This window comes from Pseudomonas graminis, from assembly GCF_001705435.1.
Classification (GTDB): Bacteria; Pseudomonadota; Gammaproteobacteria; order Pseudomonadales; family Pseudomonadaceae; genus Aquipseudomonas; species Aquipseudomonas graminis_B.
Map to the genome: position 1 here is coordinate 334,107 of NZ_MDEN01000068.1, position 20,455 is coordinate 354,561.

Annotated in this window: 15 protein-coding genes and 2 pseudogenes; 10 read left to right on the forward strand and 7 right to left on the reverse strand. The window is 62.2% G+C overall.

Going from position 1 to position 20,455, the window contains the following annotated elements; genetic code table 11:
• Position 1: 1 nt before the first annotated feature.
• The 3 genes and pseudogenes from BBI10_RS21525 (at position 2) to BBI10_RS21535 (ending at position 2,818) form a co-directional block, all read left to right on the forward strand.
• Positions 2–807, forward strand: a pseudogene (locus BBI10_RS21525) (ABC transporter permease subunit).
• Positions 804–1,844 (forward strand): ABC transporter ATP-binding protein, encoded by a 1,041-nt coding sequence (locus BBI10_RS21530; protein WP_065991634.1) that lies wholly within the window; start codon positions 804–806, stop codon positions 1,842–1,844. The pseudogene BBI10_RS21525 and the gene BBI10_RS21530 overlap by 4 nt, the downstream one beginning before the upstream one ends.
• Positions 1,841–2,818, forward strand: coding sequence for an oligopeptide/dipeptide ABC transporter ATP-binding protein (locus tag BBI10_RS21535; RefSeq protein WP_065991635.1), 978 nt, complete (start codon positions 1,841–1,843; stop codon positions 2,816–2,818). Before BBI10_RS21530 ends, BBI10_RS21535 begins: the two co-directional genes overlap by 4 nt.
• Before the next feature lie 249 nt (positions 2,819–3,067).
• Here the strand turns inward: BBI10_RS21535 and BBI10_RS21540 are convergent, their stop codons facing one another.
• The 7 genes from BBI10_RS21540 to urtA all read right to left on the reverse strand — a co-directional run bounded on the left by BBI10_RS21540 (position 3,068) and on the right by urtA (position 9,887).
• A complete protein-coding gene (locus tag BBI10_RS21540) occupies positions 3,068–3,415 on the reverse strand; it encodes an FmdB family zinc ribbon protein (RefSeq protein ID WP_065991636.1) in 348 nt (115 codons plus the stop codon).
• A 77-nt stretch (positions 3,416–3,492) separates the two neighbouring features.
• The gene (gene fmdA, locus BBI10_RS21545; protein ID WP_065991637.1) at positions 3,493–4,722 is read right to left on the reverse strand and encodes a formamidase; all 1,230 of its coding nucleotides are present in this window, start codon (positions 4,720–4,722) and stop codon (positions 3,493–3,495) included.
• A gap of 179 nt (positions 4,723–4,901) precedes the next feature.
• The gene (gene urtE, locus BBI10_RS21550) at positions 4,902–5,591 is read right to left on the reverse strand and encodes an urea ABC transporter ATP-binding subunit UrtE (protein WP_065991638.1); all 690 of its coding nucleotides are present in this window, start codon (positions 5,589–5,591) and stop codon (positions 4,902–4,904) included.
• 10 nt (positions 5,592–5,601) lie between these two features.
• The gene (urtD, locus tag BBI10_RS21555; RefSeq protein WP_065991639.1) at positions 5,602–6,363 is read right to left on the reverse strand and encodes an urea ABC transporter ATP-binding protein UrtD; all 762 of its coding nucleotides are present in this window, start codon (positions 6,361–6,363) and stop codon (positions 5,602–5,604) included.
• Positions 6,360–7,541 (reverse strand): urea ABC transporter permease subunit UrtC, encoded by a 1,182-nt coding sequence (gene urtC, locus BBI10_RS21560; protein ID WP_065991640.1) that lies wholly within the window; start codon positions 7,539–7,541, stop codon positions 6,360–6,362. The genes urtD and urtC overlap by 4 nt, the downstream gene beginning before the upstream one ends.
• A 23-nt stretch (positions 7,542–7,564) precedes the next feature.
• The gene (urtB, locus tag BBI10_RS21565) at positions 7,565–8,482 is read right to left on the reverse strand and encodes an urea ABC transporter permease subunit UrtB (RefSeq protein WP_065991641.1); all 918 of its coding nucleotides are present in this window, start codon (positions 8,480–8,482) and stop codon (positions 7,565–7,567) included.
• 160 nt (positions 8,483–8,642) lie between these two features.
• Entirely contained in the window at positions 8,643–9,887 is a 1,245-nt protein-coding gene (gene urtA / locus BBI10_RS21570) for an urea ABC transporter substrate-binding protein (RefSeq protein WP_065991642.1), read from the reverse strand.
• Positions 9,888–10,147: 260 nt separating this feature from the next.
• Here urtA and BBI10_RS21575 point away from each other — a divergent pair, with 260 nt between their 5' ends.
• The 7 genes and pseudogenes from BBI10_RS21575 to phnE all read left to right on the forward strand — a co-directional run bounded on the left by BBI10_RS21575 (position 10,148) and on the right by phnE (position 20,410).
• Positions 10,148–13,549, forward strand: coding sequence for an ATP-binding protein (locus BBI10_RS21575; RefSeq protein WP_065991643.1), 3,402 nt, complete (start codon positions 10,148–10,150; stop codon positions 13,547–13,549).
• Positions 13,524–14,195 (forward strand): response regulator, encoded by a 672-nt coding sequence (locus tag BBI10_RS21580; RefSeq protein ID WP_065991644.1) that lies wholly within the window; start codon positions 13,524–13,526, stop codon positions 14,193–14,195. The genes BBI10_RS21575 and BBI10_RS21580 overlap by 26 nt, the downstream gene beginning before the upstream one ends.
• Before the next feature lie 551 nt (positions 14,196–14,746).
• Positions 14,747–15,781, forward strand: a pseudogene (locus tag BBI10_RS28735) (HAMP domain-containing protein); the annotation flags it as partial.
• A 93-nt stretch (positions 15,782–15,874) separates the two neighbouring features.
• Positions 15,875–16,639, forward strand: coding sequence for a methyl-accepting chemotaxis protein (locus BBI10_RS28740; RefSeq protein ID WP_432213765.1), 765 nt, complete (start codon positions 15,875–15,877; stop codon positions 16,637–16,639).
• Between the two features lie 987 nt (positions 16,640–17,626).
• Positions 17,627–18,460, forward strand: coding sequence for a phosphonate ABC transporter ATP-binding protein (gene phnC / locus BBI10_RS21590; RefSeq protein ID WP_065991645.1), 834 nt, complete (start codon positions 17,627–17,629; stop codon positions 18,458–18,460).
• A 66-nt stretch (positions 18,461–18,526) separates the two neighbouring features.
• Positions 18,527–19,531 carry a phosphonate ABC transporter substrate-binding protein gene (gene phnD, locus BBI10_RS21595; RefSeq protein ID WP_065991646.1) on the forward strand — a complete coding sequence of 335 codons (1,005 nt, stop codon included), beginning with the start codon at positions 18,527–18,529 and terminating at the stop codon, positions 19,529–19,531.
• 90 nt (positions 19,532–19,621) lie between these two features.
• On the forward strand, positions 19,622–20,410 hold the full coding sequence (gene phnE / locus BBI10_RS21600; RefSeq protein ID WP_065991647.1) for a phosphonate ABC transporter, permease protein PhnE: 789 nt from the start codon (positions 19,622–19,624) through the stop codon (positions 20,408–20,410).
• Positions 20,411–20,455 lie beyond the last annotated feature (45 nt).

Sequence of the window (20,455 nt, forward strand, 5' to 3'; positions counted from 1 at the left end):
CATGACTACCCCGATCACCGCGCCCGCCGTGGCGCCACTGCCGGCCGCCTCGCGCTGGCGGGACAAATGGGCGTATCTGGCCCACCAAATCCGCCGCAGTCCGCTGACCATGGCCGGGCTGCTGATCACCGTGATGGTGCTGTTGGTGATGGCCTTCGCGCCGTGGCTCGCGTCCCATGATCCCAATGCACTGAACCTGACCCAGCGCCTGGCCGCGCCGTCGGCCGCCCACTGGTTCGGCACCGACGAAGTGGGCCGCGACCTGTTCAGCCGCGTGCTGTACGGCAGTCGGCAATCCGTCGGCGTTGGCCTGTTCGTGGCCTTCGCGTCGTGCTTTGCCGGCGGCTTGCTGGGTTGCATGTCCGGGATCATTGGCGGGCGCTTTGACGGCCTGATCATGCGCCTGATGGACATCATGCTCTCGGTGCCTTCGCTGGTGCTGATCATGGCCCTGGCCGCCGCGCTGGGCCCGAGCCTGTTCAACGCCATGCTGGCGATCACGCTGGTGCGGATTCCGTTCTACGTGCGCCTGGCCCGGGGGCAGGCCCTGAGCATTCGCCAGATGGGTTACGTCAAGGCCGCCGAAACCTTCGGCGCCGGGCGCTGGCACATGGTCATCTGGCACGTGGCGCGCAACAGCCGACGGCGGAGTGGGGCGCGATGGTCGCGACCGGGCGCAACTACATCCTTGATCAATGGTGGTACTCGACCTTTCCCGGCGTGGCGATTCTGATCACCGCCACCGGTTTCAACCTTTTGGGCGACGGCGTGCGTGACTTGCTCGACCCACGGCAGCAGGGGAAATGACCATGCAGGCTTCTGTTCAAACACCGCTTGCCGAGCAGGCACCGGTGCTGGTCATCGACGACCTGCGCATCGAATTCCCGGCTTACAAAAGTACCGTCAAGGCGCTCAACGGCGTCTCGCTGCACGTCAATCCCGGTGAGATCGTCGGGGTGATCGGCGAGTCCGGCTCGGGCAAGTCGGTCACCGCGATGCTCAGCCTGCGCCTGCTGCCGGAGCGTTCTTACGACGTGAAAGCCGGCAGCCTGAGCATTTTGGGCCGCGACATGCTCACCGCCAAAGAGAAAGACCTGCTGAGTGTCCGTGGCCGCGACGCCGCGATGATCTTTCAGGAGCCCATGACCGCCCTCAATCCGACCCGCCGCATCGGCCGGCAGATGCTCGACGTGATCATCCATCACCAGCGCCTGAGCAAGGCCGACGCCAAGGCCAAAGCCATCGCGTTGCTGCGGGACATGCACATCGCCGACCCCGAGCAGGTGATGAACAGCTACCCCTTCGAGCTCTCCGGCGGCATGCGTCAGCGGGTGATGATCGCGTTGGCGTTCTCCTGCGATCCGCAATTGCTGATCGCCGACGAACCGACCACCGCGCTGGACGTCACGGTGCAGCGGCAGGTGCTGTTGCTGCTGCGGGAAAAGGCCCGCGCGCGGGGCACGGCGATTTTGCTGATCACCCACGACATGGCGCTGGTGTCGCAGTTCTGCGACCGGGTTTACGTGATGTACACCGGCGCGGTGGTGGAGCAGGGCGTCACCGCTCAGGTGATGGCCGACCCCCGGCATCCGTACACCCAGGGCTTGCTCAGCGGATTGCCGGAGATGGTCGAACCGGGTCAGGACCTGATGACCATACCCGGGCAGGTGCCCAACCTTTCGGCGTTCCCGGAGGGCTGCACCTTCCTGGATCGCTGCGCCTTCGGCACGGCTCAATGCCTGCAGCGCCCGCCAATGCAGACCATCGACGCCGCCGCAGACCGCAAGAGCGCCTGCTGGTTGAGCGCGCCTTCACACGCCACCCCACAGGAGTCGCGGCCATGAACCGTTCAGCGCTGCAGACATTGCCCGGCGCAAGCCCGACCATCCTCGGCCTGCAGGACGTACGCGTGCATTACCCGATGGGCAAGGACTGGCTCGGTCGCCCGAAAGCCCTGGCCCACGCCCTGAACGGCATCGATCTGCAGGTCCGCTCCGGCGAGACTCTCGGTGTAGTGGGAGAGTCTGGCTGCGGCAAAAGCACCCTGGCGCAGTTGTTGATGGGCTTGATCAAGCCGACGTCCGGGCGACTCGACTGGATCTACAACAGCGACAAGGAACGCAGCAGCAACGTGCAGATTGTGTTTCAGGACCCGCAATCGTCCCTCGACCCGAGGCTGCCGGTGTGGAAAATCATCACCGAGCCGCTGTTCGTGCAGCGTTCGGCGCCGCGCCACGAGATGCGTGCCATTGCCGCGAAGGTGGCGGCTCAGGTGGGCATTCGCACGGAATACCTGGATCGTTTTCCTCACCAGTTTTCCGGGGGGCAGCGTCAGCGGATCGCTATCGCCCGCGCCTTGTCGTCGAACCCGGACATCATCGTGCTGGACGAGCCGACTTCGGCGCTGGATATTTCGGTGCAGGCACAGATTCTCAATCTGCTGGCCGAGCTGCAGCGCAGCCGCGACCTGACCTACATCCTGATCTCCCACAACGTCTCGGTGGTGCGACACATGGCCGACCGGGTGGCGGTGATGTACCTGGGGCAGATTGTGGAGTTGGGTTCGGCGGCGGAGGTGCTGGAGCAGCCGCGTCATCCGTATACGCAGCTGTTGCTGGAGGCAGTGCCGCGTTTGGGGGTGGCGGTGGACGATGGGCAAGTGTCGGCGCCGACCGAGCTGCCGGGCAATCGAACGTTGCCGAAGGGGTGTTTTTTCCGGGATCGCTGCCCGAAAGCCACCCAAGGCTGCGAAAAGCCCCAGGCGTTACTACCGGCAAAAGGCGGTGAGGCGTCCGTGCGCTGTCATCTCGAGTCGTAAGTGAGGAGGGAACTAGTGGGAAGGGTAGTGGGGAGGGGACTGATTTATTTACGACTGGGAAGGGGACTGATTTATTTACAGCGCTTCACCGTAAATTAATCTGTCTCCCGGCTTGCTATGCCATCGGGGACAGATTGATTTATCAAAGAAGTGCGATAAATAAATCAGTCCCCTATAAACGATCGGGGACAGATTGATTTATCAAAGAAGCGCGATAAATAAATCAGTCCCCTATAAACACCCTAAAGATCAATGGCTGATCATCCACGGTCGGCCCGCTGGCTTGCCTTTCAGGGCGTGGGGATTGGCTTTGGTGGGTTCGAGCCGTTTTGTCGGGCCGCAGCAACTGCAACCGCTGGGGTGGCCCCGGCTTTCCTTGTACTGGTCCAGGGTTTTTGGCGCGTGGGCGCTTTGCTCGTTGCGGCCGATGGCGCTGCGGGTGTTGCCGGCCATGGTGCTCAGCCCCGGCGCGGAGAGAATCACCCGCAGGCTCGATGCGCCGCACGCCGGGCACTCGCACGGCAGCGCGCTCTCGGCCATGGGTCGCAGCGAGGTGAAATCCCCGCATTCAGGGCAGTCGTATTCGTACATGGGCATGGCTCAAATCCTTTAGTCGGCGTGGGTTCTGCAGGCGCGAATTCCTTCGCGACTGCAGGTCAGGCGTCAGCCCAGCGTTACTTATCCTGCGCGATCGGCAAGTCCACGGTGCCGTCGATGAATTTTGTCGGGCCATTGGCGTTGGGGTTGATGTCGAATTTGAAGATCTCGGTCGGCAGCCACAACGTCGCGCACGCGTTGGGGATGTCGACCACGCCGCTGATGTGACCCTGCACCGGTGCCGAGCCCAGCAGCGAATAACCCTGGGCCGGGGAGTAACCGAACTTGGTCATGTAGTTGATCGCGTTCAGGCACGCCTGGCGGTAGGCGACGTTGACGTCCAGGTAGTGCTGCTGGCCGGCTTCGTCGACCGAGATGCCTTCGAAGATCAGGTAGTTGTTGTAGTTCGGCACGATAGGACTTGGCTTGAAGACCGGGTTTTTGATCCCGTACTTGGCCATGCCGTCCTTGATCAGCTCGACGCGCATGTGCACCCAGCCGGCCATTTCGATGGCGCCGCAGAAGGTGATTTCGCCGTCGCCCTGGCTGAAGTGCAAGTCGCCCACGGACAAACCCGCGCCGTCCACGTAGACCGGGAAGAACACTTTCGAGCCTCGGGACAAATCCTTGATGTCGCAGTTGCCACCGTGCTCACGGGGCGGCACGGTGCGTGCGCCCGTGGCGGCGGCGAGGTCCCGGGCCGGGCCTTTGAGTTTGCCCAGGTGCGCCGTGCTGGCGCAGGGTGGACAGGCCAGTGCCGGGACGCGGTCCGGGTCGGTGTCGATCAGTTCCTGCTCACGTCGGTTCCACTCGGCGAGCATCTTGTGGTCCGGCAGACAGCCGATCAGGCCGGGGTGAATCAAGCCTGCAAACTCGACGCCGGGAATGTGCCGGGAGCTGGTCATCATGCCTTTGAAATCCCAGATGGATTTCTGCGCCAGCGGGAAATGCTCGGTGAGGAAGCCGCCGCCGTTCTGCTTGGAGAAGAAGCCGTTGAAGCCCCATTGCGAATCGGCCCGGGCGCCGATGTCCAACAGCTCCACCACCAGCAGGTCGCCGGGCTGGGCGCCGTGCACACCCACCGGCCCGGAGAGGTAATGCACGGTGGTCAGGTCGACGTCGCGGACGTCGCTGGCATCGTCGTTGTTCTTGATCGCGCCAGCGGTCCAGTCGTAGGTTTCGAGGATGAAATCATCCCCCGGCTTGACCCAGCAGGCCATCGGGATTTCCGGGTGCCAGCGGTTGTGGATCTGCTCGTTTTCGGTGACAGGCTGGTTGAGGTCGACTTTGATCAAGGTATCGGTCATGGGGGGTTCTCCTTGGGTTTCGGGTCAATCAAATACGTCGTGAAAGTCCGGGCGGGCGCCATCGCGGGACAAGGTGGATCGCCACCCCGGTCGCTCCTACAGGTGGCCGCATTCCTCTGTAGGAGCGTGGCTTGTCCCGTGAGAGGCCGTTACAGGCGCTGCACATCTCTGGCTGTTGCTTACACCGACAAATACCGACTGATCGTCGCTTCATCGACGTTGCCCCGGGTTTCTTCGATGACGAAGCGGCCTTTCTCGATCACCAGCAACCGGTCGGCGATTTCCAGGGTGAAGGACAGCACCTGCTCGGAGACGATGATCGTCAGGTTGCGCAGGGTGCGGATCTCTTTGAGGGTGCGGGCGATGTCCTTGATGATCGACGGCTGGATGCCTTCGGTGGGCTCGTCGAGCAATAACACCTTGGGATTGGTCGCCAGGGCCCGGGCGATCGCCAGCTGCTGTTGCTGGCCGCCGGACAGGTTGCCGCCGCGTCGGCTGCGCATGTCGAACAGCACCGGGAACAGCGCGTACAGGTCTTCCGGCACCTGGCCGCCCGCTGAGGCGGGGAGGCCGGTCTGAATGTTTTCCAGCACGCTCATCGACGGAAAAATCATCCGGCCCTGGGGCACGTAGGCCATGCCCTCGGTGACACGGTTATGGGTTTCCATGGCGGACACGTCCACGCCGTCCAGCTGAACCTGGCCGCTCCATTGCGGCAGGATGCCCATCAGGCTTTTGAACAGGGTCGTCTTGCCCATGCCGTTGCGGCCCATCACCGCGACTATTTCCTGTTTCTGCACCGAGAGGCTCAGGTCGTGGAGGACCTGACTCTGGCCATAGCCACACGCCAGCTGCTGAATGTTGAACATGCTGCGCTCCTTAATGGCCCAGATAAACTTCGATGACTTTCGGGTTTTTCTGCACCGACTCCATGCTGCCTTCGGCCAGCACCTTGCCTTGATGCAGCACCGTGACCTTGTGCGCGATGCTCTTGACGAACTCCATGTCGTGCTCGATCACCAGCACCGAGCGGCCCTGGCTGATGCGATTCAACAGGTCGGCGGTTTGCGCCCGCTCGCTGACACTCATGCCCGCCACCGGCTCGTCGAGCATCAGCAGTTCCGGGTCCTGCATCAGCAACATGCCAATCTCCAGCCACTGCTTCTGGCCGTGGGATAACAGGCCCGCCTGCTGCTGCAGCCAGTCACCGAGGAAGATCTCGGCGGCCACTTGATTGACCCGGTCCAGCACCTCCTGAGTGCGCTTGAAAAACAGCGCGCCGAACACTGACCGGCCCGCCGGAAACGACATCTCCAGGTTCTCGAACACGCTCAGGTTGTCGTAGATCGACGGCGTCTGGAATTTGCGCCCGACCCCTGCGCGGACGATGTCGTACTCGTTCATTTTGGTCAGCTCGCGGTCCTTGAACTGGATGCTGCCGCCCGTGGCCCGGGTCTTGCCGCAGATCAGGTCGAGGACCGTGGTCTTACCCGCGCCGTTGGGGCCGATGACCACCCGCACTTCGTTGCGGTCGATGTACAGGTTGAGGTCGTCCACCGCCTTGAAGCCGTCGAACGAAACGGTCAGCCCTTCAATGGCCAGGACCGGTTTGTTCATCTGAAAGCCTGTGGCGCGGGTCATGGCTGAATCTCCATCGGGCTGGCAGCTTGCTTGTCAGCGGGGGCGGGGGTTGGCGTGATGACCGGGGCAGGGGAGGCAATCACCAGTGCCGGCTTGCGCGTCACGCCCGACAACCATTTGCGCCCGTGGCTTTCCCACAAACCGGCCAGGCCGTTGGGGAAATACATGACCACGGCGATGAACAGCCCGCCCATGAGGTACAGCCACAATTCGGGGAACGACTCGGAGAAGTAGGTCTTGCCGTAGTTGACCAGCAGCGAGCCGTACACCGCGCCCAGCAGCGACATGCGCCCGCCCACGGCGGCGAAAATCACCATCTCGATGGACGGCACGATGCCCACGAACGAGGGCGACATGAACCCCACCTGCAAGGCGAACATCGCCCCGCCGATGGCCGAGAAACACGCCGCGACGCAGTACACGAAAACCTTGAACGCCGCCACGTCGTAACCGGAAAACCGTACCCGCTCTTCCTTGTCGCGCATGGCCATCAGCAGCCGGCCCAGCTTGGAGGCGAGGATGAACTTGCCAAACAGGATGCAGGCGAACAGCAGCCCTGCATTGACGAAGTACAACAGCAGCCTGGCGCTGTCGCTGCGGATGTCCCAGCCCAGCAGTGTCTTGAGGTCTGTGATGCCGTTGATCCCGCCGGTCAAGCCTTGCTGGCCGATGATCAGCACCGTGAGGATCAACGCGATGGCCTGGGTGACGATGGAAAAATACACATCGCCCACCCGGCGTCTGAACAGCGCGACGCCAATGATCAAAGCCAGGAGCACCGGCAACACGATGATCGCGATCAAGGTGAACGTGAAGCTGTGAAACGGCGCCCACAGCCCGGGCAATTCGGTGATCTGGTTCCAGTCCATGAAGTCCGGAATCCCGGGCGTGGACTGGATCTTGGTGCTTTCCGGATCTGAGGCTTCGAGCTTGAGGAACATCGCCATGCAATACCCGCCCAGGCCGAAGAACACCCCTTGGCCCAGGCTGAGAATGCCGCCGTACCCCCAGCACAACACCAGGCCCACGGCGACGAACGCGTAGGTCAGGTATTTGCCGACCATGTTCAGGCGAAAGGCGTCCAGGGTCAGGGGGAAGACCACCAGAATCAGGGCCGCAAGGATCAGCAGGCCGATTACGCCCTGGCGTCCGCCGAGCATTTTGTTTAGCGCGTTCATGGGGCTACCTCTCTGGCGCACACTTATTTACGAACCTTGCTGGAGAACAACCCCTGGGGGCGCATCAGCAGGATCAGGATCACGGCGGACAGGGTCAGGACCCTGGCCATCGAGCCACTCATGAAGAACTCCGACAGGGACTGGGTCTGGGCAATGGCAAACGCCGAGGCGATGGTGCCGAACAGGCTGGCCGCGCCGCCGAAAACCACCACCAGAAAGGTGTCGACGATGTACAGGGAACCTGCGGTGGGGCCGGTGGAACCGATGGTGGTGAACGCGGCGCCCGCGACCCCGGCAACGCCGCAGCCCAGAGCGAAAGTCATGCGGTCAACCTTGCGAGTGTTGATGCCCACCGCCCGGCTCATGATGCGGTTCTGCACCGTGGCGCGGACGTGCAGCCCCCAGCGGGTGCGGTACAGCATCAGAAAAATCCCGCCGGTCATCAGCACGGTCAGGCCCATGACGAACAGGCCGTTGCGCGGGATCTCGATGGCGTCGGTGAGCTTAACCGCGCCCATCAGCCATTCGGGCGGGTTGGCGCTGACTTCACGGGCGCCGAAGATGGAGCGGAAGGCTTGCTGCATGACCAGGGACAAGCCCCAGGTCGCCAGCAGGGTGTCGAGCGGTCGGTGGTAGAGGCGACTGATCATCACCCACTCCACCACCCAACCCACGGCACCGGCCACCACGAACGACAACGCGATGGCGAAGAAGAAATAGTACGGCTGCATCCACGGACACCAGGTCTGCACCAGGGTCGACAGCAGATAAGTCGTGTAGGCGCCGATGGTGAGGAATTCACCGTGGGCCATGTTGATCACGCCCATCTGACCAAAGATGATCGCCAGCCCCAGGGCCATCAACAACAGCACGCAGAACACGGAAAGCCCGTTGAACCCCTGCATGGCCGCGATGGCACCAAATTCCGATAGCCATTCCATGGTGGTCCCTCCTCGGGAAGCTGTGTGGGTTTAGGATTGGGGGTCGGGACCAGCTGCAAGCTGTAAGCTTCAAGCGGCAAGTAAAAGCGAGAGCAACTGCAACGCACACCGCTTCCAGTTGCCGCTTGCAGCTAACCGCTTACAGCTACCGCGCAGCGGCCTACTGATAGCCCTTCGGAAACGGATTCGGCTCGATCAGGTCCGACTCGTAAACCACTTTGAACTGGCCGTCAGCCTGGACTTCACCGATGCGGGTCTTGCTCCACAGGTGATGGTTTTCGTGAATCTTCACGTAGCCTTCAGGCGCGGTGTTCAGCTCGATGCCGGGGGAGGCAGCGACCACTTTGTCGACGTCAAAGCTGCCGGCTTTCTCGACCGCCGCTTTCCATAACCACGGACCGAGGTAGGCGGCCTGGGTCACGTCGCCCATCACCGAATCCTTGCCGTACTTGGCCTTGAACGCCTCAACGAACGCCTTGTTGTTGGGGTTATCCAGGCTCTGGAAATACTTCATCGAGGCGAAGAAGCCCTTCATGTTCTCGCCGCCAATGCCCAGCAGTTCGTCTTCGGTAACCGACAGGGTCAACAGCGTCTGCTTGGTGGAATCGACGCCAGCGGCTTTGAGCTGCTTGTAGAGCGCCACGTTGGAGCCGCCCACGACTGCGGCGAAGACCACGTCAGGTTTCTTCAATTTGACTTTGTTGATCAGCGAGCCGAACTGGGTGTTGCCCAGCGGGTAGTAGTCTTCGCCGACAACAGTGCCGTGGAGCACGTTTTCGATGTGCTTGCGGGCGATCTTCATCGAGGTGCGCGGCCAGATGTAATCCGAGCCGATCAGGTAAAAGGTCTTGGCGCCCTTGGTCTTGGCGATCCAGTCCAAGCTGGCCAGGATCTGCTGGGTGGCTTCTTGCCCGGTGTAAATCACGTTTTTCGACTGTTCCAGCCCTTCGTAGAAGGTCGGGTAGTACAACAGGCCGTTTTCTTTCTCGAACACCGGCAACACCGCTTTACGTGACGCCGAGGTCCAGCAGCCGAACACCGTGGCCACCTTGTCGTTGACCAGCAGCTTGCGGGCTTTCTCGGCGAAGGTCGGCCAGTCGGACGCGCCGTCTTCCTGGACGATCTTGATCTGGCGGCCAAGAATGCCGCCCGACGCGTTGATCTGGTCGATGGCCAGGCGTTCGGCCTGGATCGAACCGGTCTCGGAGATCGCCATGGTGCCGGTGGCCGAGTGCAGCTGGCCGACGGTCACTTCGGTCGGCGTGACCGCCAGACCGGTGCTGTTGGCGTCGTCGGCCAGGGTCATCTGGCTGAACACGCTGGCGGCGATCAGCGAAAGGGCGGCCGCCCCCAATGCCAGGCGTCGGGGGAAAAAGCGCGTGGGGCCTGTCAGTCGTGAATCCATGTTCCCGCTCCTGTGCTGGTGATTCGCGGCGCCGGGTGAGGGGCCGTCGCGAGCTGCGAGCAAGGATGAGGCGGGCGCGGGAATCGGGGTATACGCAGCGTGACGTATGCGCGTACGTCATTTGACGTAGGGGCGGGAACGCCGGACCGAGGCATGATTGCGCCCGCGGCACAGAAGTTGCTGTTTGAACACAGGTCTCAGTTTCGCGCCAGCAAGGACGGTGAGTGGCGAATTCGCTCTTTCTCATCAGGAACCACTCAGTGCGCCCCTCCGGCTCTCAACGCATCATCAAGGTGCGCCGCGATTACAATCGTCTGGTCGCCGACGAGACCATGGAAGACTACGCGTTGCGTTTCACGCCCAAGTCCTTTCGCAAATGGTCGGAATTCCGCATCGCCAACACCGCTGTCGGGGCCGTGTCGTTCCTGGCGCTGGAAGCCATCGGCGGCGCGCTGGTCATGAGCTACGGCTTCACCAACACCTTATGGGCCATCATCGCCATGACGGTGGTGATCTTCCTCACCGGGCTGCCCATCAGCTACTACGCCGCGCGCTATGGCGTGGACATGGACCTGCTGACGCGAGGCGCCGGCTTCGGCTACATCGGCTCGACCATCACCTCGTTGATCTACGCCAGTTTCACCTTCCTGTTCTTCGCCCTGGAAGCGGCGATCATGGCCCTGGCGCTGGAGCTGTACACCCACATTCCGCTGGCGCTGGCGTACGTGATCTGCTCGATCATCGTCATCCCGCTGGTGGCCTACGGCATCACCCTGATCAGCCGCCTGCAGATGTGGTCGCAACCGTTATGGCTGACGTTGCTGATCGTGCCGTACGTGTTCGTGATCTGGAAAAACCCCGACGCGCTGGCCGACCTCACCACCTTTGCCGGCCGGGAGGGCGAGGGCGGCACGTTCAATCTGCTGCTCTTCGGCGCCGCGTTCAGCGTGGCGTTGTCCCTGGTGACGCAGATCGGCGAGCAGGTGGACTACCTGCGCTTTCTGCCGGAAAAAACCCGCCGCAACCGCAAGCGCTGGTGGGCCGCGCTGCTGATGGCCGGGCCCGGCTGGGTCATCCCCGGCGGCCTGAAAATCATGGCCGGCGCCTTTCTTGCCTTTCTCGCCCTGCAACACCAAGTGCCGATCGAACGCGCGGCCGAGCCGACGCAGATGTACCTGGTGGCGTTCAACTACGTGTTTGCTTCCCCGGAATGGGCGCTGGCGGCCATGGTGCTGTTCGTGATCATTTCCCAGATCAAGATCAACATGACCAACGCCTACGCCGGGTCTCTGGCATGGTCGAACTTCTTCGCCCGAGTCACCCACAGCCATCCGGGCCGGGTGGTCTGGCTGGTGTTCAACGTCGCTATCGCCTTGATCCTCATGGAGCTGGGCGTGTTCGACGCCATCGAGGAAGTGCTCGGCCTGTATGCCAACGTCGCCATCGCCTGGATCGGCGCGCTGGTGGCCGATCTGGTGATCAACAAACCCCTCGGCCTCTCGCCCAAGCACATCGAATTCAAGCGCGCGCACCTGTACGACATCAACCCGGTGGGCGTCGGTGCGATGTTTATTGCGTCACTGCTGTCGATGTGTGCCCATTTCGGTGCGCTGGGGGAGGTGGCCCGGGCTGCGCCGCCGCTGATTTCCCTGACCAGCGCCCTGATCGCGGCGCCGTTGATCGCCTGGCTGACCCAAGGCCGTTACTACATCGCCCGGGACAGCGACCCCGGTTTGCTGTTCCCCCTCGGCCGCCAGACCAGCCTGCGCTGTGGCGTGTGCAGCAATAGTTTCGAAACCCCGGACATGGCCTGGTGCCCGGCGTACGGTTCGCCCATCTGCTCGTTGTGCTGTTCGCTGGACGCCCGCTGCGGCGATCAATGCAAAACCCGCTCGCGGCTGTCGACCCAGTTCGAGGACCTGATCGCCCGCCTGCTGCCCCGCTTGCCACGCCAATACCTGCACACCCGGCTGGCGCACTACCTGGGCCTGCTCACCGTGTTGGTGCTGACCCTGACCGGGGCGCTGACGATGATTTACAGCCAGGTCTCACACGGCTTGATCGATCAATCGCCGCAAGTGCATCACACCCTGATGCTGGCGTTTCTCAAGGCGTTCCTGACCTTTTGCGTGTTCGCCGGCGTACTGGCCTGGTGGGTGGTGCTGACCCGGGAGAGCCGGCGCGTGGCCCTGGAAGAATCCGAGCGGCAGACCGCGTTGCTGATGCAGGAAATCGAGGCGCACCACAAAACCGATCAGGCGTTGCAGGAAGCCAAGGAAGCCTCGGAGGCCGCCAACGCCGCCAAGAGCCGCTATGTCACCGGGCTTTCCCACGAACTGCGCACGCCGCTCAACAGCATTCTGGGCTTCACCCAGATCTTGCAACGGGACAGCGCCACCCCGAGCAAACATCTGGATTCCCTGGCGACCATCATGCGCAGCAGTTCGCATTTGTTGTCGCTGATCGACGGCCTGCTGGACGTGGCCAAGATCGAAGCCGGCAAACTGCGGCTGGAGCCGACGGAAATCCTGTTCCAGGAGTTTCTCGACGACCTGGAGAAAATGTTCGCCAGCCCGGCCCGGGAAAAAGGCCTGCGCTTTCGCCTGGAGCTGATCGGGCGCATGCCGGAAGTGGTGCGCGGCGACGAGAAGCGGGTGCGGCAGATTCTGATCAACCTGCTGGGCAACGCGATCAACTTCACTGACAGCGGGGAAGTCTGCCTGCGGGTCAGTTACCGGCGCGAGACCGCGACCTTCGACATCATCGACACCGGAATCGGCATCGCGCCGGATCAGATCGAACGGATTTTTCAGCCGTTCGAACGGGGCGGGCTGGTACGCCAGGACAACGGCGTGGGCCTGGGGCTGACCATCACGCGGATGCTCACGGCGCTGATGGGCGGCGCCTTGTCCGTCAGCAGTCAGCCGGAGGAAGGCACGCGGTTTCAGGTGCGGCTGTTCCTGTCCGAAGTGCGGGTGCCCAAGGCGATCATCGACGTCAACCACGACGTCATCGGTTACGACGGTCAACGGCGGCTGATTCTGGTGGTGGACGATCACATCGAGCACCGCAAGGTTATCAGCGGCATGCTCATGCCCCTGGGTTTTGACGTCGTGCAGGCGGCCAACGGGCAAGAGGCGGTCAGGCAGGTGTCGCTGTTGCACCCGGACCTGATCCTGATGGACCTGTCCATGCCGGACATGGACGGTTGGGCGACCAGCCGTATGATCCGCCGCAACGCGCTGTCCCTGGCGCCGATCATCGTGCTGTCGGCCAATGCCAATGCCTTCGCCGATGACAAGGAACGCAGCCTGCAGGTGTGCAATGACTACCTGGCCAAACCCCTGCATTTGCCGCAACTGCTGGACCGGATTCAGCACCATCTGCAACTGACCTGGCAGCGGCGTTTGCGCAGCGCCCCGTTGCTCGTGCAAACGCCGGTGGTGTTGCCGTCGCGCGAAGATCTGGAAGAGCTGTATGAGCTGTGCGGCCTGGGCTATATCCGCGGCATCCAACAAAAACTCGACGCCATCGAGCGCGAGAACACCCACAGCACCGGTTTTGTCACCCGCCTGCGAACCCTGGCGTCAGGTTTTCGCCTGGATGAACTCAGTCTTCAATTGAAGGAGGCCCTTAATGGACGCCATGACCCGAGCCGCTGAAAACGGCGTCATTCTGATCGTCGATGACGTACCCGATAACCTGGCGCTGCTGTCCGATGCCCTGGACGAGGCGGGGTACATGGTGCTGGTGGCGCTGGACGGGCACAGCGCGTTGACCCGCATCCAGCGTCGGCGTCCGGACCTGATTCTGCTGGACGCGATGATGCCCGGCCTGAACGGCTTCGACACCTGCCGCCAGATCAAGGCACAACCGGACACCGCCAACATCCCCGTGCTGTTCATGACCGCGCTGACCGACAGTGAGCACGTGGTGCAGGGTTTCGAGGCTGGCGCCATCGACTACGTCACCAAGCCGATCGAGTGCGCTGAAATGCTGGCCCGGGTCGCGTCGCATTTGCGCACCGCGCGCATCCTGCACACCGCCCGCACGGCGTCGCAGCCGGTGACGTTCGAAGACAAATCCGCCTACGGCAAACTGTCCCGCCGCTTCCAGCTCACCGACCGGGAAATCGAAGTGCTGCGCTGGGTGTCCTTCGGCAAAACCAACAAAGACATCGCCGACATCCTGCAACTGAGCCCGCGAACGGTGAACAAACACCTGGAACACATCTACATCAAACTGGGCGTCGAAACCCGCACCGCCGCCACCTCCGTAGCCATGGCGGCGATGACCGAGCGGGTGTGATCCCTCAAAAGCTTCCCGGCTGAAGCCGGTCCTACAGTTGGAGCCGGTCGCAATGCACGCACCCGCTGCTGTCAGTGGGACCGGCTTCAGCCGGGAAGAGGCCGGTTTGAGCGATGCCAATTCGGCGGTTTGACGTTGATCGTTCCTGATTAATGGGGACTGATTTATTTACAGCGCTTCACCGTAAATTAATCTGTCCCCGTGTCCCCGTGTCCCCGTGTCCCCGTGTCCCCGCGCGTCACAGGTCTCCCTGACGGGATGAGGTGCTTGTGCAGGACCGGCTTCAGCCGGGAAGGGACCAGGCTGCACACCCTCAATCTTTGGATCCAGTCACCCCGTAAACGCCCCGCGTTTGGATAGAAGCTGAATCGCTTAACCCCTCAAATAACCACTCCCGATCTTCATTACTCACCGGCCCTAAATTCCCCGTCTTCCCAGCCGAAACATGTTCAGGCCGTGCCTTCTCGCTCTTGCAGCCCTCGTGCAAAGCGCAGCGCACCTATCGGCATCGCACTCTCGTCGCTGTCATCTCTGGTTATGGACACACGCATATGATCAAACGTCTGGGTTTCAGCAAAAAGATCCTGCTGGCCGCTGCACTCATCGTGGTAGTTGCCTTCTCGTGTTTCATTCTGGTGAACGACTTTCGCCAGCGCGAAACCCTGAAGAACAGCGTCGCCTCCGAACTTCAACAGATGGGCAGCCTGACCACGCAAAACATTCAAACCTGGCTCGACAGCCGCACGCAGTTGCTCAACTCCATGGCCCAGCAGATCGCGGTTGACGGTCCGGCGGTGAGCAGCCTGCAACGGGCGATCGGTCTGCCGGTTTACCCGGACAACTTCCAGCTCAGTTATTTCGGCAGCAAGGACGGCGTGATGTTTTCCGTGCCCACGGGCAACCGCCCGGCCGACTATGACCCCCGTGCCCGTGGCTGGTACAAGGCGGCCGATGCGGCGCAGGGCATCATCGTGACTGAGCCGTACATCGCCGCCTCGTCGGGCAAGCTGGTGGTGACACTGGCCACGCCGGTGCGCCAGCAGGGGCAGATGATCGGCGTCGCGGGCGCGGACATTTCCCTTGACGCCATCAGCAAGACCATCAACTCGCTGAACTTCGGCGGCCATGGTTATGCGTACATTGTCAGTGCCGACGGCAAGATTCTGATCCACCCGGACACCAAGCTGATCCTCAAGAATGTCAGCGAGGCCTACCCGAACGGCGCACCGACCATCGCGCCGGGCGTGGCGGAAATCGAGTCCGGCGGCAAGGCGCAGATCATCTCGTTCACCAAGGTGGAAGGGCTGTCGTCGGCCAACTGGTACGTGGCCCTGGTGCTCGACCGCGACGCGGCCTACTCGATGCTCAGCGAATTCCGCTCGTCGGCGATTCTCGCCATGGTCATTGCCGTGGCGATCATCATGGTGCTGCTGGGGCTGTTAATCCGCGTGCTGATGCAGCCGTTGCACCAGATGGGCCGGGCGATGCAGGACATTGCCGACGGCGAGGGTGACCTGACCATGCGTCTGGCCATCGTGTCCCAGGATGAGTTCGGCGCGCTGGCGCAGTCGTTCAACCGTTTCGTGGAGCGTATTCACAGCTCGATCCGCGAAGTGGCGTCGACCGCCGGGCAACTGGGGGAAGTCGCGGCGCGCGTGGTCGGAGCCTCGAACTCGTCGATGGGCAATTCCGATCAGCAGACCAGCCGCACCAGCAGCGTGGCCGCGGCGATCAATCAGCTCGGCGCCGCCGCCCAGGAAATCGCTCAGAACGCCGCGCTGGCGTCGCAGCATTCCAGCGACGCCACGCAACTGGCCAGCGAAGGCCAAGGCGTTGTCAGTCAGACGATCAAGGCGATGAACCAGCTGTCCGAGAAGATCAGCGAGTCGTGTGCCAACATCGAGACGCTGAACAACAAGACCGCGAACATCGGGCAGATTCTGGAAGTGATCACCGGTATCTCTCAGCAGACCAACTTGCTGGCGCTCAACGCCGCCATCGAAGCGGCGCGGGCAGGGGAAGCGGGTCGTGGCTTTGCGGTGGTGGCGGACGAGGTGAGGAACCTGGCGCACCGCACCCAGGATTCGGCGCAGCAGGTGCAGGGGATGATCGAGGAGTTGCAGGTGGGCGCGCGGGACGCGGTGATCAACATGACCGAGAGCCAGCGTCAGAGCGAGAACAGCGTGACGATCGCCAATCAGGCGGGCGAACGGCTCAGTAGCGTGACCCGCCGGATCAGTGAGATCGATGGGATGAATCAGTCGGTGGCGACGGCGACCGAGGAGCAGACGGCGGTGGTTGAGGCGATCAACGTGGACATTACCGAGATCAATACGCTGAATCAGGAGGGGGTCGATAATCTGAAGTCCACTCTTGATGCTTGTGCGCACCTGGAGCATCAGACGGCGCGGCTGCAGCATTTGGTGGGGACCTTCAGGATCTAGACGCAAGATCAAGATCAAGATCAAGATCTAGAGCGTCGGCCTAAGGGCCTCTGTTTCGCCTTCGGCGAGTTACTTGGAAAAGCACCCCAAGTAACCAAGGGTGCTTGCTCCTGGCTTGGTTCCTCCTTCGTCGGAATACCCTCACTCCGACGACGCTCCGTGGGCCCGCGCCGAACGGACATCCATGTCCTGACGGCGCTCTCGCCGCATCCCTGCGGCTCGGCCCACTACGCGTCGTCTACGTTCAGCCTGCACCCAAGTCGCGATGGGCGTCGTCTGAACTATTTGTGTTTCAAGATCAAAAGCAGATCAAAGCACGGGTAGTAGGATCGGCTTTAGCCGGGAAGAGGTTAGCTCAGACGCCAACATTGGATCGTTCCCTACGCTCCGCGTGGGAATGCATTCCCTGACGCTCCGCGTCACAGGCCTCACTGACGGGATGCGGTGATCTTGTGGGACCGGCTTCAGCCGGGAAGAGGCCAGTCTCCAAACCCTCAATTCTGCAGCGCGCCATCCGACGCCTTCCCAGCTAAAACCAGTTCTACGGTCGAAATGCATTTCCATAGTGGGACCGGCTTCAGCCGGGAAGGGGCCAGCCTCTTACACCCTCAATCCCGCAGCGCGCCATCCGACGCCTTGCCCGCTAACGCTGGTACTGCTAACCCCATAGCGTTGTGCCAACGGACCAACGGCACGAATTATTTGTTTCAGTCTTGGCATTGACCCCGCTGTCCTGCCTTCAACATCCGCGCAACTTGTCTAGCCCGCACAGCGGCTAGATCGCCCTTGGGCGCCAACCTGTCCAGAAAAACCCCGAAAAGTCCCGTAGCAAACCGTCTCCGAAGTGCAATCCCACAGTCATCGTCGGTTCATGGAACTGCCACAGGCTGCCCCTAATGTCACTCGCACCGAACGCGGCCATGGACGGTCGTGCGGCTGATCATTCACTCCCGGCAGGACGCTGGAATCACAAAACCAGAGAAGCCCATGACCGCAGCCATCCACGTCGACCGCCTCAACAAGACCTTCGCCCGAAAGACCGCTTTGGTTGACCTTGCATTGTCTATACAACACGGGGAGATGGTCGCGCTGATCGGCGCGTCCGGGTCCGGTAAATCCACGCTGTTGCGTCACCTGGCCGGGCTGGCCTGTTGCGACCGCAGCAATGGCGGCAGCGTCCAAGTGCTGGGCCGTGAAGTGCAGGCCTCGGGACGGCTCAACGGCAAGGTGCGTCGCCTGCGTGCGGACATCGGCTACATCTTTCAGCAATTCAATCTGGTCAATCGCCTCAGCGTACTCGACAACGTCCTGCTCGGCTGCCTGGGTCGCATGCCGCGCTGGCGTGGAAGCCTCGGCCTGTTCAACGCCGAGGAGAAAGCCCGGGCCATGGCCAATCTTGACCGCGTCGGCCTTGCCGATCTGGCGCCGCAGCGGGCTTCGACCCTCTCCGGCGGCCAGCAGCAGCGGGTGGCCATTGCCCGCGCGCTGACCCAGCAGGCCGAAGTGATTCTTGCCGACGAACCCATTGCCTCCCTCGACCCCGAGTCCGCGCGCAAGGTCATGGAAATCCTCGCCGACATCAATCGCCGGGACGGCAAGACCGTCGTCGTCACCCTGCATCAGGTGGATTACGCCGTGCGCTATTGCCCGCGTGCCGTGGCACTCAAGGGCGGGCGCATTCACTTCGACGGCAACGGCGCCGAGCTCAACAGCCAGTTTCTCAACGACCTGTACGGCGCCGACGCTGACACCAGCCTGATGTTCGACGGCAGCGCACGGGACACCGAACGACCCTCGCGACTGCTGATGGCCCGTGCCTGACTCAGTGGCGGCACCGGTAACCGAAACACTCAACCCACACCCAAAACCCAGCTCAGGGAGTTCCCCATGTTGAACCGTATCGGGCGCGTCTTCGCGTCTGCCGCTGTCGTCGCCGGTTGCCTGATGGGCACTGCGCAGGCCGATGACAACGTCATCAACTTCGGCATCATGTCCACTGAGTCGTCGCAGAACCTGAAGAGCGTCTGGCAGCCGTTCCTCGACGACATGACGAAAAAGACCGGGCTTAAAGTCAACGCCACCTTCGCCTCCGACTACGCCGGCCTGATCCAGGGCATGCGCTTCAACAAGGTCGATGTGGCCTGGCTCGGCAACAAGGCGGCCATGGAAGCGGTGGACCGTTCCGGTGGCGAGATCTTTGCCCAGACCGCTGCTGCCAACGGTGCGCCCGGGTACTGGAGCGTGATCATTGCGCGCAAGGACAGCCCGATCAATTCGGTCGAGGACATGCTCAAGCACGCCAAGGAACTGACCTTCGGCAACGGTGACCCGAACTCCACCTCGGGCTATCTGGTGCCGGGCTACTACGTCTTCGCGCAGAACCACGTCGACGCCGCCACCGCCTTCAAACGCACGCTGAATTCCAGCCATGAAGTCAATGCCCTGAGCGTGGCCAAAGGGCAACTGGACGTCGCGACCTTCAACACCGAAAGCTGGGACCGTCTGGCAGTCACCCAGCCGGACAAGGCCGCCATGCTCAAGGTCATCTGGAAATCGCCGCTGATCCCCGCCGACCCGATGGTCTGGCGCAAGGGCCTGTCGGACGCGGACAAGAACAAGATCCGCGATTTCTTCGCCAACTACGGCGACACCGACGAGGAAAAGGCCGTGTTGAAGAACATGCAGATGGGCAAGTTCCTCAAGTCCTCGGACGACCAGTTGCTGACCATCCGCCAGCTCGAGCTGTTCAAGCAGAAGACCGAAACCACGGCCAGCACCACCCTGAGCGCCGAAGAGAAGGCCTCTCGCCTGAAAGACATCGACGCCGGGCTGACCAAGCTGCAGGACCGTATTTCCGAGCTGGAAAAACAAGGCACCGCCAAGGCGGGTTGATGCACGGGGCGCGCCTGCCTGTGGGGACCAACCCCGTGCAGGCACGGCGCGCCAGTCATGACGCTTCATCCGTTCGCAACCGGACTTTTTATGACCACTCACGCTGCTTACATCGAAGCCGCCGGCAAGCGCAGCTGGCCGCAATACCTGGGCTGGGGCTTGTTCCTGGCGATGATGGCCTGGGCCTGGCACGGCGCGGAAATGAATCCGCTGACGCTGTACCGCGACTCCGGCAACATGGCGACCTTCGCCGCCGACTTCTTCCCGCCTGACTTCCACGAATGGCGCGCGTACCTCAAGGAAATGATCGTCACCGTGCAGATCGCCCTGTGGGGCACGCTGCTGGCGATCGTCTGCTCAGTGCCGCTGGGCATTCTCTGCGCCGACAACATCACGCCGTGGTGGATTCACCAGCCATTGCGCCGGGTCATGGATGCGTTCCGCTCGATCAACGAAATGGTCTTCGCCATGCTCTTCGTGGTCGCTGTCGGCCTGGGCCCGTTTGCCGGTGTTCTGGCGTTGTGGATCAGCACCACCGGCGTGCTCGCCAAGCTGTTCGCCGAAGCGGTGGAAGCGATCGATCCCGGTCCCGTCGAAGGCGTGCGTGCCACCGGCGCCAGTGCCTTGCAGGAAGTGATCTTCGGGGTCATCCCCCAAGTCATGCCGCTGTGGATTTCCTACGCGCTGTACCGATTCGAATCCAACGTGCGCTCGGCGACGGTGGTGGGGATGGTTGGTGCTGGCGGGATCGGCGTGATCCTCTGGGAAAACATCCGCGCCTTCCAGTTCACCCAGACCTGCTCGGTGCTGCTGGTGATCATCGTGGTGGTGAGCGTCATCGACATTTTCTCCCAGCGCCTGCGCAAGCAGTTCATCTAACGACCACGACAGGAGAGGGTGCGAACCCTTTTTTTAGCCATGCAG